5 protein-coding genes are annotated in these 15485 nt (G+C 65.1%); all 5 read left to right on the top strand.

Features of this window, described 5'->3' with window-relative positions; genetic code table 11:
* The first annotated feature begins 4 nt into the window (after window positions 1-4).
* Genes AC1RRJ_RS13345 through AC1RRJ_RS13365 form a run of 5 tightly spaced genes read left to right on the top strand, consistent with a single transcriptional unit; the run spans window position 5 to window position 15478 of the window.
* Window positions 5-412: an ExbD/TolR family protein gene (locus AC1RRJ_RS13345; RefSeq protein WP_493123462.1), complete on the top strand. Its 408-nt coding sequence runs from the start codon at window positions 5-7 to the stop codon at window positions 410-412.
* A 19-nt stretch (window positions 413-431) separates the two neighbouring features.
* Window positions 432-1127 carry a hypothetical protein gene (locus AC1RRJ_RS13350; RefSeq protein WP_493123464.1) on the top strand — a complete coding sequence of 232 codons (696 nt, stop codon included), beginning with the start codon at window positions 432-434 and terminating at the stop codon, window positions 1125-1127.
* A gap of 32 nt (window positions 1128-1159) precedes the next feature.
* Entirely contained in the window at window positions 1160-2749 is a 1590-nt protein-coding gene (locus AC1RRJ_RS13355; protein WP_493123466.1) for a putative porin, read from the top strand.
* Window positions 2750-2760: 11 nt separating this feature from the next.
* On the top strand, window positions 2761-3237 hold the full coding sequence (locus AC1RRJ_RS13360; RefSeq protein WP_493123468.1) for a hypothetical protein: 477 nt from the start codon (window positions 2761-2763) through the stop codon (window positions 3235-3237).
* A gap of 49 nt (window positions 3238-3286) precedes the next feature.
* A complete protein-coding gene (locus AC1RRJ_RS13365; RefSeq protein WP_493123470.1) occupies window positions 3287-15478 on the top strand; it encodes a filamentous hemagglutinin family protein in 12192 nt (4063 codons plus the stop codon).
* Window positions 15479-15485: the final 7 nt, after the last annotated feature.

Consider the following 15485-nt stretch of genomic DNA (forward strand, 5'->3'; position numbering starts at 1 on the left):
GCTCATGGCTAAAGTTCAAGACGAAGACGCCATTTACGACGAGATCAACGTCGTTCCGATGCTCGACCTGGCCTATGTGCTGATCGTCATCTTCATCCTGATGGCGACCGCTCAAGTGGCAGGCATCGAACTTGACCTGCCGCAGGCGTCGAACCGCCAGACGCTGGAAGCCTCGCAGACGCAGGCGATCAGCGTGGCATCGACCGGCGACCTCTATCTCAACGGCGCGCCGACGACGACGGCGGAGCTGGAGGCGGAGATGCAACAGCGCTTCGCCGAGGACCCCGAGGTTCCGGTGGTCATTCGCGGCGACACGCAGGCGGCTTACGGCAAGGTGGTCGAGGTTCTCGACGTACTGAAGGGCGTCGGTATCACCAAGATCGGCTTGCCCGCCGAAAAGCCCGCGGGCTGAGCGGGGTATCGGACCGGCCATGACCGCTCTCCCATCGCTCCGAAAGATGCCCGACATGCGACAGGCGGCCGGACCGGCCGCGCTGATACTGGCGCTGCTCCTCGCCGCCTGGTGGCTCGCCGGTCTCGACAAGGTCGAGGAACGCGTCCGTGACGAAGAGGTCGAGATGTTCGATCTCGCCGTCCCGCCGCCACCACCTCCGTCGCCGCCCGAGCTTGCCGAACAGCCGCCCGAGGAGGTGGAGAAGGTCGCCGAGACCGCGCAGGCGGTCCAGCCCGACCCGCCCTCGCAGCCGCAACCGGCGAGCACCAACCCGCCGGCCGGCGATCTGTCGAGTCTGCTGCAGGATCCGACCAGCGACAGCGGCGCCTTCACCGGCGGCGCGCGCGGGCAGGGCGGCACTGGCACGGGCCCGATGATCGGCGGCACCGGCAAGGGCGGCGCCGGCGCGTCGCGCGCCTATGCCGAACTCGTCCAGCGCGCGTTGATGCGGCAATTGCGCAAGCGGCCGAACCTCGCCCAAGCGAGCTTCCAGTTCCGCGTCCGCGTTCGTGTGTCGGGGTCGGGGCAGCTCGAAATCCTGGGGCTCTCGGGCGTCCGTCCGGCCGATCTCGAGGCCGAACTGATGCAGGCGCTGCGTGGCCTGAACCGGATCGAAACCCCGCCGCCGGCGGGCGTCCCCAACCAGATCACTCTTCAACTCAATCAGGCATGAAACCCATGACCAACGAACAGGGAACATCAACGATGCGTAGCCATAACCATAAATCGACTCTCCTGGCCGCAACCGCTGCGCTGGCCGCGCTGGCCGCGATTCCGCAAGGCGCCGCCGCACAGGACCGCCCCACCGATCCGTCGACACTCGATATTCTCGACGTGCTCGTCGAAAAGGGCGTCCTGTCGCGCGATGATGCCAATTCGGTGCTTTCGGAAGCCCGCAAGCGCGCCGAGGCGAACAGCGGTGTCGTCCGCGTCCCCTATGTGCCCGAGGCGGTGCGCAACCAGATCCGCGATGAAGTGAAGAAGGAGGTCGTCGCGACCGCCAAGCAGGAAGGCTGGGCCCAGCCCGGCGCGCTTCCCGAGTGGCTCGACCGCTTCCGCTTCTCGGGCGATGTGCGGGTGCGTGGCGAGCATGTCGGCTTCGGTCAGAGCAACACGCCGCTGATCTATGACATCAATACGATCAACGCCGACGGCGGCTATTTCGTCGATGATGTGCTGCCGCTGCGCGCAACGACCGAAAATCGCCAGCGCGCTCGTGTCCGCGCCCGCTTCGGTATCGATGCGAAGGTGTCCGACAAGGTCGATGTGGGTCTGCGCTTCGTCACCGGCAACCCGAGCGACCCTGTCTCGACGAACGAGTCGCTGACCGGCAATTTCGACAAGTTCATGGTCGGGCTCGATCGCGCCTATATCCGCGTGCGCCCGTTCGACAAGGACGGTCGCCTCGCTGGCAGCAACCTCATCCTCGGCAAGTTCGACAACCCCTTCTTCTCGACCGAGCTGATGTTCGATCGCGACCTGCAATTCGAAGGTGCGGCGGCCACGCTCGAAACCCGCCTCGGCGACGACGACGCGGCGCCCAGCGTCTTCCTGACCGGCGGCGCCTTCCCGCTCGAGGAATGGGATTTCACCGGCAACGACAAATTCCTCTTCGCAGGCCAGCTTGGCGTGAAGACCACGCCGGCCAAAGGGCTGCGCTTCAAGGCGGGGGTCTCGCTCTACGAATTCGCGAACGTCCAGGGCCAGTATAATACGCAGGGCCTGCGCGACAACGACTATACGGCGCCCGACCGCGTCCAGTTCGGCAACTCGGTCTTCAACCTGCGCCAGGACGGCGGCGTCGTGAACACCGTCAAATTCGGCCTCGCATCGAAATACCGCGTCGGCGCGGCCACCGCGCGCGCCGAGTTCGATATCAATCCCACCCTGATGGGGACGCTTGATTTCGAAGTGCTCAAGAACTTCGCCTTCGACCGCGACGATCTCGACGACCGGCGCGTCCCCGCGTCGAGCGGCGACATGGCGTGGAATGCGCAGCTGTCGATCGGCCACCGCGAGATCGCCGAGGCCAATGCGTGGAGCCTCAGCGCCGGCTACCGGCGGATCGAGGCCGATGCGACGCTCGACCTGTTCACCGACTCCGATTTTGGCCTCGGCGGCACCGACCAGAAGGGCTTCGTCGTGCGCGGAAGCTGGGGCCTCGCCAAGAATTTCTGGCTCACCGGTTCGTGGCTCTCGGCGCGCACCATTGACCTTGTCGATCCCGCCACCGGCATCGCGGCCCCGCCGATCGATACCGATGTCTTCATGCTCGACCTGAACGCGAAATTTTGAGGAATATCGTGATGAAAAATCACTTCATGGCCCTGCCGCTTCTGGCGCTCGCTATCGCACCCGCCACGCACGCGCAGGAAAGTTCGGTTCCTGCCGGTTGCATCGCGCCCGCGCAGGCCGAACAGCTGATCACGACGCTCAAGCAGCGCAACGAGCAGCTGCGCGAGATGTCCGAAAAGATGCGCGCGATGGAGGCCGAGGTTGCCGCCGCGCGCAGCTCCACCGGCCAGATCGAGGCGAGCCGCAGGGCGATCTCGATCGCGGCGGAAAAGAACCGCGAACTGCGCGAACTCGGCGACGCGATCATCGCCGATTATGAAAAAATGGGCCTCGGCAAAAGGATGGCCGCGACCGAACCGCTGACCGGACTCTATCGCGTGCGGCTGGAGAACAAGCTGCAGGAGTTCAGCGATCAGGTCGCTGCGCTCGGCTTCTATCCCGAACGCGATGCGGTGCCCGACGCCGCACCGGCGCCGGCGAACCCCTGACCGCACACGCCCGCGCTCTCTCTATCCATATTGATCCCGAGGAATCGTCATGCTGACCCCTAATCGCACCACCGCCCATATTGCCCGCAAGCGTTTCAATCCCCTGAGCCGCGCCGCGCTGGCGGCGTCGGTCAGCATCACTTCGCTGCTGGTCATGGCGTCGCAGCCTGCCGCGGCGCAGGAAGCCGGCACCCTGCCGGGGACGCAAATCCTGCAGGGCGGCCGCTGGACGGGCGCAAAGCTGCCGACGGTGGCGCAGGGAAATACGGGCCTCATCATGACGATCGAGCAGGAGCAGAAACGCGCGCTGCTCGACTGGTCGCGCTTCGACGTGGGCAAGAATGAAGAGGTACGCTTCCAGCAGCAGGGCACCGACTGGATCGCACTCAACCGCATTTTCGACAGCAAGCCCAGCGAGATCGCCGGCAAGATCACCGCCCGGGGCCAGGTGTGGTTGCAGAACAGCAACGGCATCATCTTCAAGGACGGGGCGCAGATCAACGCGCACAGCATTCTCGCGACCGCGCTGCCGATCACCGAGAACCAGCTCTATAACGGGCTGCTTTCGGGCAATGGCGTCATCCGCGGCGAGACCGCCAATCCGCTTTTTCCCTCTCAGAATATCGGCATGGTGCCGCGTCCGCCGGTCGGGCTGGACCCGAACAGTCTGCTCGGACAGGCTCCGGCGCCGGTCGCGGGAGAGCGGACGAACATCATGGATTTCCTGGCGCGCGCCGCGATCCGCATCGCGATCTTGCGCAAGAACGGCATGGAGGGCGTCGATCAGTATAATACAGGCTACGGCCTCGAAACGCTGGTCTATTACGACGCTGCGAAGGGCAAGAATGTCTTTTTCATCGATCCTGACTTTGCGAAAGTCGGGTTGGGTGCGGTACTGGAAAGCATCATCGCCACCATCGATGTGTCGAAGATGGGCGAATATGATTATTCGAAATTCACCAACATCAACCAGTTCTGGAACGGGGTAAGCTGGCAGGGGATTCCCGCCGGCTCGAAAACGATCCCGCAGAGTCTGCGCGACGAGGTCGCTGCGCAGATCAAGACGCAGTTCGTCGATCAGTACAGCGCGCGCCTCGCGACGACGCAGCAGAACTACACCAATTATATCGCCAATTCGCGCATCACGGTTGAACGCGGCGCAACGCTGACGGCAAGCTCATCCGATAGCGCCAGCCCTGGCAAGATCATGCTGTTCGGCCCCAATGTTTCCAATGCCGGCAAGCTGACGGCGCATGACGGGCAGGTGCTGATGGCCGCGGGCGAGCAGGTCAAGCTCAGCGCCGGACAGGGATTCACCAACTCGGCGCGCGGTGGCCTTGCCGTCAACGTGATGGCGACGCCGATCATCGATTCCTACGGCAGCTATCCCGGCATCCCTTGCTGCCGCCCCGAAGCGCGGCTGCTGTGGGAGGCGGACTATCTGCAACGCGCGGGCGAGGTCGGCATGACCGCCGCGAACAGGGGTGAAATCCTGGCCGATCGCGGCGCGGTGACGATGGTCGGCGCCAACGTCGATCAATCGGGCGCGATCCGCGTCACCAACGGCGTCCGCCAGCGCAACGGCACGATCGTGCTGCAGGCCAGCCACGGCTTCATGCTCAGCGACTATTCTGTCGGCGGCAACTATTTTGCGGGCAAGGTAACGCTGGGCAAAGACAGCATCACCAGCATCACCCCCGATCGCTCCAGCATCACAGGGCTTGCCGCCGACAGCTTCGCCAAGGGGCGCGTCCTGATCGCGGGCCAGGATATCGTGCTGGAGGAAAATTCCAGCGTGATCTCGCGCAGCGGCGAGGTCGTGATCCACGCCAGCCCCAGCGGTGTTGGCGAACGCGGCGGCAGCAGCCCCGGATCCACCGACGGCTCTATGATGGAGGGCCGCGGGGACAAAGGCAGCTTCGTCATGAAATCGGGCGCGCGCATCGACGTGTCCGGGCTTCGCGATGTCGAGCGCAGCGTCGCCGACAATATCTTCGCGGTTGATGTCCGGTCGAACGAAGTGTCGGCATCGCCCAAGCAGCGCGACGGCATTTTGGTCGGTGAGACCGTCTATGTCGATCGCCGCACCGGCGCGGCGATCGTCGACTGGACCGGCGCCCTGGCCGGTGAACAGCGTACCGCCGAACAAATGTCTGTCGGGGGCGGAAGCGTGCGCATCCGCGCATCCGAATTCGCCATCGTCGAAAATGGCGCAGTAATCGACATGTCGGGCGGCAGTACCAAATATACCGATGCCGAAGTGACGGTCACGCGCCTGCAGGACAGTTTCGGCCGCTTTCACAATATCGCCGATGCCGACCCCAATCTTCGTTACGTCGGGCTGAGCAAGGCGACGCGGCTCGAGAAGGGCTATGTCGAGGGCGCCGATGCGGGCTCGGTCGAGTTGCTGTCGGGCAGTTCGCGCCTGTTCGGCAAGCTGCGCGGCGACGTCGTCGCGGGCGACCGCCAGTTGATGGCGGCACTGGGCCAGATCCGCGCACCGCGCGTTCCCGCCGGTGCCGTCGGTGCAAACCTCATTCGCACAATTGGCATGCCCAAGGCGGGTTCGGCGGCCCTCCACCGCGGCGGGCCCGAATATGGGCCCTGGTCATCGACCTACAGCTTCATCGTCGCGGACGAAAAGGCGTTCACCGGCACGCTGTGGACGGAGACCGAGACCAACGGCCCGTTCCTCGAGAGCGATCCGATGCTGCTCGATCCGTTCGCGGTCGGTACCCGCTATGGCGATCAAAGCTATGACGAAAGCCAGCCGCTCTGGATGTCCAAGGGCATCTATGAAAATGGCCAGCCGCGCTGGGTTTCTTATGTCGAGGATGATTTCTTCTCGGGCATGGGCGATGTCGTGTTTGGCTATGGCAGCGGCCATCAGACACAGACGATCAACCCGGGGGTCTCGATCCGTCTCGCTCCTGGCGGCAGTTTCTCGACCAGCAGCGAAAACGGCGTCGGCCGCGTTGGCGACAATGTCTCGATCATCACGCCGTCGGGCAAGATTGCGCTTGGCGCGGGCAATGGAATGACGATCGGCAGTGATGTCCTGCTCTCGGTCGCGGCGCCGTGGATCAACGATGTCGACGCGCCCGCCAATGCGGTTCGGGGTTATGTCAACGGTGGGACGATCAGCCTGCTTGGCGCGAAGCTGACCGGTGACATCACGCTCGATGCGGGCGGCGGCGGTTGGTATCAGCGTGTGGCGCCCGGACAATATGGCCAGGGTCAGGGGAATGTTACCCGCTTCAAGGAAGGCGATTTCCGCCTTGTCGAAGGCAAGGGCGGCACGATCGAGCTTGGCGGCGGTGGTCAGACCGTCGGCCAGACCCTCGATTTTGCCGACATCGACCTCGGCGGGCTTGGCGGCGGCGGCAAGCTGGCGCTGCTCGCCTCGGGCGACGTGGTCGTCGGGCCTGTCGGCGGTTCAGCCGGCGACGCCGAATATATTGACGAGACGCTGTTCCGCGACATGGGGGTCGGCAGCCTGATGCTTGGCGCCGATACGCTGACGATCGCGTCGGGCGCCAACCTGTTGTTCCAGACGCGCAACATGCAATTCCGCGGCCGGGCCTATGATGTTGCGACCGGCACCGACCTTCGTGATGTGACCGACCTTGCGCTCCTGCCGCCGCACCTTCGTCAGGGCGGGACATTGCAGCTGCTGGGCAATGCCGTGACGATCAAGGCGGGCGCACTGGTTGAAGTCGACCCGCTCGGCAAGATTTTGATCGATTCAGCACAGATCCGGATCGACGGCACGCTTCGCGCCCACGGCGGTTCGATCTCGGTTGGCGGTACAGCCGCATCGAAGATCCACCTGGGCAACGGCTCGCTGCTCGATGCCACCGGCATCGCGCAGACGGTGAAGGTGCCGGGCGGCGCCGACGGCCGCGGCTTCTGGTACGACGGGCGGATCGTCGATGGCGGTGCGGTCTCGGTGCGCGGCGCCCATGTGGTCATGGACGCCGGTGCGACGATCGACGTGTCGGGCAGCAACGGGATGCTCTCGATCCTTCAGCCGGGCCGCTATGCCGTGGTCAAGGTGAACGAGGTGATCGGCAGCGATGCCGGCGCGATCGATCTGGTCGCTGATGGTGGCTATCTGCTCGGCAACCTGCGCGGCGAAGCGGGCAGTGCGTATAATTATGGCGGCAAGCTCAGCATCGGCGGAGGCCGCGATGGCAATTTGCTGCTGCCCGGACAAACCGACTGGTCGACCGGAAAGACGGGTCTGCAAACGATCCTCGACAACCTGCAATGGTCCATTTCTCTCCAACCGACGCCGGAGAATCCGGTCAGCCTGCGCGACCTTTTCGCGAACAACTACAGCTGGCTTGAAACCCAGCTCGGCTTCGGGCCCGGCGACATCGAGGATGTCCAGATTACCAGCGTCGCCGAATTCACCGAATTCGTGCGTACGGTTCTCAGCCCGCTTGTCATGAATGATCCGTCGGACATCGACGGAGCGCTCGTGCTCGATCCCGACCTGACCGTCGCCCCCAATGTTCCACCTCCCAGCCGCTACGAATTTCCCGCGGGATACGAGCCGGCCGACATGGCCGGGTTCGACCGCGCGATGACCTTCCTGCTCACCGCGATCGGCAACGTCCAGCGTCCGGCCGAACTCGTCCGCGGCTCGCGCGCTACGGTCGGCGCGAACATCATGCGCGACATGAAGCGCTTCGATACACTGTCGATCGCCGGCAAGCTGGAATCGAACCAGGCGGTCGATATTTCGAGCCAGCGCGTGCTGACGGTCGCGGGCGGGTTCAACGGCGCGCAGAACATGTCGTTCAGCAGCCGCAACGTCTATCTGACGGCTGGCGGCGCCTTGGGCTTTACGCCGAAGGAGGCCGGCGCCGGGACGCTGACCATCTCGGGCGAGACGGTGGAGATCGCCGGCAAGTTCGAAGTCGGCGGGTTCGATAAGGTCGTCATCGCAGCCAAGGGCGACATGCGCGGCGGCTACGGGCTCTTGGCCGGACAGCCGGTCCCGGAGGATGGCGCGACGACGCCGGGCGTCTATACGACGGGCGACCTCGTCCTGCGCGCGGCGCAGATCTATCCGACCACCGACGGCGTCCTCCGCTTCGAGGCCGGCCAGAGCATTCGCGTCGAGCAGGCTGGCCGGCGCGCGGCGCCGCTGTCGGCCGGCGGTTTGCTGGTGCTCGAAGCGCCAAAGATCGAGCAGGCGGGCACATTGCGCGCGCCGTTTGGCGAAATCCGCCTGACGGCAGCGGGCTATAAGGTGACCGACGAGACGGGCGCCGAAAGCTTCGTCCCGGGCAGCGTCGCGCTGCTTCCGGGCAGCGTCACCTCGACCGCCGCAGATGGCCGCACCATCCTCTACGGCTACACCTATGACGGCCAGAGCTGGTATGCCCCGACGTCGGCAGAGGCCAATGGCCCCACCGAATTGTCGACGCCGCCCGAAAAGCGCGTGTCGCTGAGCGGCGACGTCATCGACGTGCAGGAAGGCGCGACGATCGACGTGTCGGGCAGCGGCGACGTGCTGGGCCTCGAATTCGTGGCGGGGCCAATGGGCCAGACGAATATCCTCGACGCGCCGGGCAATTATGCGATCGTCCCGGCTTACGGGAACGACATCATCGCGCCGATCGATCCGCTCTACAATCCGGGCATGTCGAGCGACATCGTCGATGCTGGCGGTACGCCGGGCAATCTGCCGCTCGGTTCGTCGGTATGGCTCGCCGCCTTCGACGGCAATCCGGCGGGTTGGTACACGCTGCTGCCGGCCGAATATGCGCTGACCCCCGGCGGCTATCTGATCTCGGTCGCGGGCGCTTCGCCGGCGACGACCGGAGCGCGCAAGGCGGCCGACGACAGTTTCCTCGTGCTCGGGCGCCGCGGCGTGGCGGGGACGGGCATCACCGACCAGACACTGTCGACCTGGCGTCTGACCAGCGGCAGCGATGTTCGCAAACGGTCCGAATTTTTCGAAACCTATGGCAACAGCTTCTTCTCCAGCGAGCGCTTCCTCGAAGGGCTGCTGCGGTCGGGCAATCCCTATAACGCCGATCCGCGCCTGCCGGTCGATGGCGGCTTCCTGACGCTCGCCGCCAACAGCAAGCTTGAACTCGACGGCACCATCCTCGCGGGCGGCGCCAAGGGCGTGAAGGGTGCGCGCGGCGGGGTCGTCGACATTACCTCGGACAATATCGTTATCGCCGCACCGGGCACCGACGTCAGCGACCTCGCCGGCTATCTGGTGCTCGATCCGAACAAGATTTCGAATATCGCCGAAAGCCTCCTGATCGGCGGCATCCGCCGTCAGGGACAGGGCGGCCTCGAAATCGTCACCGGCCAGACCATACGCGAATCTGCCGATGAGGTTCGATCGGCGGAAAAGAGCGTTGGCGCTGAAAATGTCGTGATCCGCACGAACGCGGCCAACGCCTTGACTGGCACCGAACTGCTGTTCGCCGCGAACCAGAGCGTGCGCGTCGAAGGCGGTGCAGTGGTCCGCGCGCAGGGCGACGGTGCCGATGCAGCGAATATCGCGATCGCGCCGAGCATGCCGGCGATGTTCGATCAACAGGGCAAACTGGTTGCTGGGGCGGAAGATCGCGGCGGCGCCTTCCTGCGCGTCTCGAACCTCGGCGACATCACCGTTTCGCGCCAGAATGTGCAGAGCGTGGCAGGCGACATGATCGTCGAAGCCGGGGCGGTGCTGGAGGCGACGGATTCGGTCCTGCTCGATTCGACCGAAAATACGATTGTCGGCAACGGCGCGGTCATCAAGGCGAACGCGATCACCGCCGCGGCGGGGCTCGTCAGTCTCGGTGCGGTGCCGCAGGGTACCGACGGTCTGGTCTTTACGGGCGCGACGCTGGCGGGGCTCACCATGGCTGACAAGCTGACGCTCAAAAGCTATTCGAGCATCGATTTCTATGGCGATGTCGCGCTCAATCTGAAGGGTTCCGCAGTGCTCGACGGTGCGGCCTTCGTCGCTCGCGGCGAAACCCCGGGCAAGGTGAACATCACCGCCGGTATGCTCGAACTTCGCAACAGCGACGCCGCGGCCATCGATGCCACTGGCAACGGCGGTACGCTGGCGCTTGGCGGCACCAACATCGTGATGGGCGAAGGCAAGATCGACTTCGCGTTCGACGCCGTCACGATGGATGCCAAACAGCGGATGATCTTCGCCGGCCTCGGCGAAAGCCGTTTCGACGGTGCACTCACAGTCCGCGCCGCCGAGATTACGGGCGAGAGCGGCGCGGGGCATGTGGTCACCGCAGCGAAAGCGGTCGAGTTGCGCGGAAACGGCAGCACGGCAGCGCTTCCCGCTTTCGCCTCGGCGGGCGCGCTCCTCGATTTCCGCGGGACCGACATATTGGTCGATGCCGCGATCCGGGCAGGCTCGGGCACGGTGCGGGCGACCGCGAGCGAGGGCGATGTCCGGCTGGCATCGGGCGCCCGGATCGACGTCGGCGGGGCCGACGTCTCCTTCTTCGAAGTCCAGGGTTTCCTGCCCGGCGGCAGCATCCAGCTGACATCGGTTAAGGGCGATACGCTGGTGGAAGCGGGCTCGCTCCTGAACGTGTCGGGCGGTTCGGCGGGCGGCGATGCCGGCGCGGTCGCGCTGTCGGCAGGGCGCGGTGTCGTCGTGCTCGGCGGTGCGCTGAAGGCCGATGTCGCGGGCGGCTATCGCGCCGGCCGCTTTGCGCTGACCACGTCGACGCTTGATGATTTCGGGGGTCTCAACGGCCGACTCAACGGCTGGGGCTTCTCGCGCAGCCGCGATTTTGCCATTCTCGATGGCGACGTCCTTCTCAACGGCACAACGCGGGTCGATGCGTTGCGCATCGTCACCGGTAACGGCGACATCAGGGTCGCGGGCGACGCGATCATAGGCAGCGACAGCGCAAAGGGCGGGACGATCCTGCTCGCCTCGGGCGGCGATCTGACGATCGCCGATGGCGCTCGCCTCGATGTCGGCGCCAAGGGCGCTGGCCAGCGTGGCGGTTCGGTCGATCTGCAGGTCGCCGTCGGCGGCAATATCGACGTGGGCAACGCCACGATCAATGTGGCTGGCAAGGGCGGCGGGCAGGGCGGCAAGGTCCGGCTGCGCGCGGCGCAGACCGGCAACGACGTCGCGGTCGCGCGCTGGCAGGCCAATGTTTCGGGCGGCGACACGCAGCTCGAGGCTTTCCGCGTCTATGATCTGGGCGACGCCGACGGCAATGCGACGAACGGCCACAAGGCCGAGATCGACACCGCGCTGCAGCAACAGGTCATCGCCGATGCAACGGCCTTCATGGATGGCAATGGCACCGGAATCCGCACGCGGCTTGGCCAGACCGGCAATGCGGCGTTCCAGCTCGTCCCGGGTATCGAACTGCGCTCCGAAGGCGATATGGACCTCGTTCACAACTGGAACTTCAAGAATGCGCGCTTCGACGGAAAGGGCGGGGTGCTGACCCTGCGTGCCGGCGGTGATCTGACGATCAACGCAAACCTGTCCGACGGTTTCGTCGATAGCCGGGCGACGCCCGACACGATCACGCCCGATCTCCCCTATGGCTGGACGCCGGGTTCGGCGCCGCTGCCCGCTACCCCGGCGTCCGATTTCACCAACGACGACAGTTGGAGCTATAATCTCGTCGCAGGCGCCGATTTCGCTCAGACCAACGTGCTGTCGACGCAGACCGGCAGCGGCGGCGCGATCGAGGTGGGCGGACTGGTGCGCACCGGCACGGGCGACATCAATGTCGCGGCCAGCGGTGACCTGACTTATGAAAAGGCCTCGCTGATCGGATATCAGGGCAGCTGGAACAACTCCGATCCCGCGACCCGGATCACCGTTCCGGCGGGCACACCGGTCGCCGACGGCACGATCCTGAAACCCACCCGCTATGCCTCGCGCGACGGCACCCAGCGTACCATCTATCCGGAACTTCCGGCGGGAACGGTGCTGCGCAAGGGGACGAAACTGCCCGCGGGAACCGAAATGCCCGACGGCAGCGTGCTGACCGCGAACACCGTGCTGACCGCCGACGTGACGCTGACCGCCGACACCAGCTTCCCCGGTGAAGTCGTCATTGCCGGCAAGACCTATCTCGGCAGCGACCTTGTTTGGGAGGTCGCCTCCAACCAGTCGAACGACCCGAGCGCGCCGGTTCAACAGCGCCTGCCCGTTTCGATCGCCGGCCTCGGCGATCTGGAGGTCCGCGTTGTGGTCGGCGGCACCGGCGACGTCGCTCTTTTCCTTGCCGACGGGCGCTATATCGCTGACGAAAGCACGTTCGACTTCGGCGACACGAAGCAGGTCGAGATGGTGAATGGCGCGATCTACACCGTTGGTATCGAGGACGCGCCGCTCGCCAACTTCACCGACAAGACGCATATCGGTTTTGAAGGCAACAACACACCCGGGATCGTCGCGCACCGTTCCTATATGACCAAGGGCGGCGATGTCCGTGTGAACGTTGGCGGCGCAATTACCGGCGCGGGCACGATCCTTGAAAATTACCGCTGGATGGCGGCGAGCGGCGCGACACCGGCGACCTCGCTGTTCGGTTCCGGATATGCGGGGAAGGACCCCGACGCGCTCTTCAACGCCGAATATGCGCAATTTCAGGCCGATCGGACCGGGCAGACGGCGCTTTCGCTTCTCGCGGATCGCTTCACCCAGGGGATCGGCGCGCTGGGCGGCGGCGACGTCAGTATCACTAGCGGCGGCGATGTCGACAATCTGGTCGTCGCGTTGCCCGCCTGGTTGCGTGTCTCCGGCGGCACGGTGGATATGCCGACCAAGACGGTCCATCTGTCGGGCGGCGGTGATCTGGTTATGAACGTGGGGCAGAATATGAAGGGCGGCCTTGTTCAGGTCGGCAAGGGGCGCGCTGCCATCGACGTCGCGGGCAGCGTGATCGCCACCGATCAAACGACCGGCATCGGCCTGTCATTCGACAATGCCGCCTATCTGCAACTCGCCATCGATGATGCGCAGCTCAGCTTGCAGGCGGGCGGCGACGTCAACCTGCGCGGCGTCTCCTCGATGCTCGGCGTGACACGCCTGCCGATGTGGCTGGGAGGACGCTATGGTAGCGGCAGCCCCCAACCGGGCTGGCTCGGCTATACCCGTGACACCAGCCTCCGCGTGACATCGCTGGGCGGCGATATCAACTATCGTACCCAATCGGGCGCCCACGGCGGAGTGAATGTGCTGCCCAGTCAGGCGGCGTTCGTGGCAACCGCAGGCTCGATCAACTTCGGGATGAAGGAAAAGGGCGGCAGCCGCGTCATGGTCGATATGTGGCCGGACACCCGGCTCGATATCCTTGCCCAGAAAAATGTCCAGTTCCGCCTTGCGGGCAGCTATGACGGCGCCGGCTTCACCATCGGCTATGCCGATCCGCTTTGGGTCCCGCGCGCAATCAACGCGGGCGGCGGCTACTTCGATGCCGGACTGTTCCAATCGGGCATCACGCGCGATCCGCTGACGGGGAACTGGGTGTTCAACCAGGCCGGGCCGGGCTTTGGCATCGATGGCCCGAATGTCCATAGCGGCTCCTCCAGCTACAGCCGCATCTATGCCGCGCAGGGCGACATGATCGGCTGGAACGAGGGCAATTACGACTATGAGCCGGGCAATGGCATGCATGGCGGCACCTTCACCTTCGGGCATGAAACGCGACTGAAGGCGGGCGGTGACATCCGCATGGGCGATATCACCTTCATCACACACGACGGCAGCGACGTTCCGGTGATCGAGGCGGGCGGTTCCATCTATCTGCCCGATGCCGTGCTTTATGGTCCGGGGCGCCTGTGGGTACAGGCCGGCGACGAAATCTGGATGGGACGCACCGAAGGGGCGGGCATTCGCGCGCGGGAGGCGTATAGCAGCATCCCGACCGCAGCGCCGCTCAGCGGAGGCAGCATCAGCGTACTGGCCGGGATCGACCAGGAACCCGAATATCAGGCCTTCTTCGACTATTATCTCGACCCGAAGAATGTGGGCGACGCGCCTGTCTGGCTTCGCCAATATTTCGTCGAGGGCGACCGCGCGGGGCTGACGGTCTCGACCGACGTCGTCCTCGCCGACGGCAAGACGCGGACGACCGTCTATGCGATCGAACTTGTCAACTATATGCGCCAGCTGGCGGGGAAAGAATTGATCCCGGTCGAAGCGTTCGACAAGGTCAGCGGTAGCCGGCCGATCACGCGCGGCAAGCTGGTCGCAGCGATCGACCCGGCCGAATATGCCAAGGCGCTTGCGGCCTTCAAGGCGCTTGACCCCGTCCTCCAGAAGCCGCTCGCGGTTCGCATCCTCAACGCGGAGCTCAAAACCGCCGGGCGTGAGGCTGTGGGCCGCTCGCCCGAAACCGACGGCCGCTATGCCCGTCAGGGCGACCCGACGCGCGGTTATGATGCTGTCGGCCGCCTCTTCCCGGGCGCGCAGCGCAAGCCGGGCGAGGCGCTGGCCGCAGGCGAACATCGCTGGACCGGCAATATCGAGATGATGGTCAGCCAGATCCGCGGTGAGGGCGGTGGGGACGTCGATCTTCTGACTCCGGGCGGTTCGATCCAGCTCGCGAGCCTTGCGATCTCGAACACCAATCCGGGTGCGGCGGGGATCGTCACCCAGCGCGGCGGCGGGGTCAATGTGGTCACCTATGGCGACTATATCGTGAACCAGAGCCGGACGATGACCGCCGACGATGGCGATATCCTGATCTGGTCGTCTTACGGCAATATCGACGCCGGGCGCGGCCGCAAGACGTCGCTTTCGGTTCCGCCGGTCGCCTTCCCGATCGACGCATGGGGGCAGACCAAGGTCCAGCTTTCGGGCCTGCCCAACGGCGCGGGTATCGCCACGCTCGACCAGGTCGACGGCAAGCAGGGCGGCGACGTCGATCTCTATGCTTTCAACGGCATCGTCAACGCCGGCGATGCGGGCATCCGGGCGTCGCGTGACCTGTTCGTCGGGGCGGTTGAAATCCGCGGGCTCGACAACATCACCGTGGGCGGGGAGACCAACGTCGACCTGACGACCGAGGAAGGCGCGGTCGGCCCGCTCAATCTCGAAAACTTTGCCCAGTCGGCGGAGGATGAGGCGCTCGACAAGGCCTTCGACATGGCGGCCGAAGTCGAAAAGCTGCGCACGGTTCGCCAGACGATCCTGACGGGATCGGTTGTCAGCTTCGGCACCGACGACTGCGTCGAAACCGCAACCAATCGCTGCCCGGTCGACCGCAACTGATCGGCGG

This window comes from Sphingopyxis sp. GW821-FHT12C06 (assembly GCF_058807415.1).

Bases quoted from the DNA above. Each gene is read 5' to 3' on its own strand.
- AC1RRJ_RS13345 (WP_493123462.1), top strand. From the start codon at position 5: ATGGCTAAAGTTCAAGACGAAGACGCCATTTACGACGAGATCAACGTC.
- AC1RRJ_RS13350 (WP_493123464.1), top strand. From the start codon at position 432: ATGACCGCTCTCCCATCGCTCCGAAAGATGCCCGACATGCGACAGGCG.
- AC1RRJ_RS13355 (WP_493123466.1), top strand. From the start codon at position 1,160: ATGCGTAGCCATAACCATAAATCGACTCTCCTGGCCGCAACCGCTGCG.
- AC1RRJ_RS13360 (WP_493123468.1), top strand. From the start codon at position 2,761: ATGAAAAATCACTTCATGGCCCTGCCGCTTCTGGCGCTCGCTATCGCA.
- AC1RRJ_RS13365 (WP_493123470.1), top strand. From the start codon at position 3,287: ATGCTGACCCCTAATCGCACCACCGCCCATATTGCCCGCAAGCGTTTC.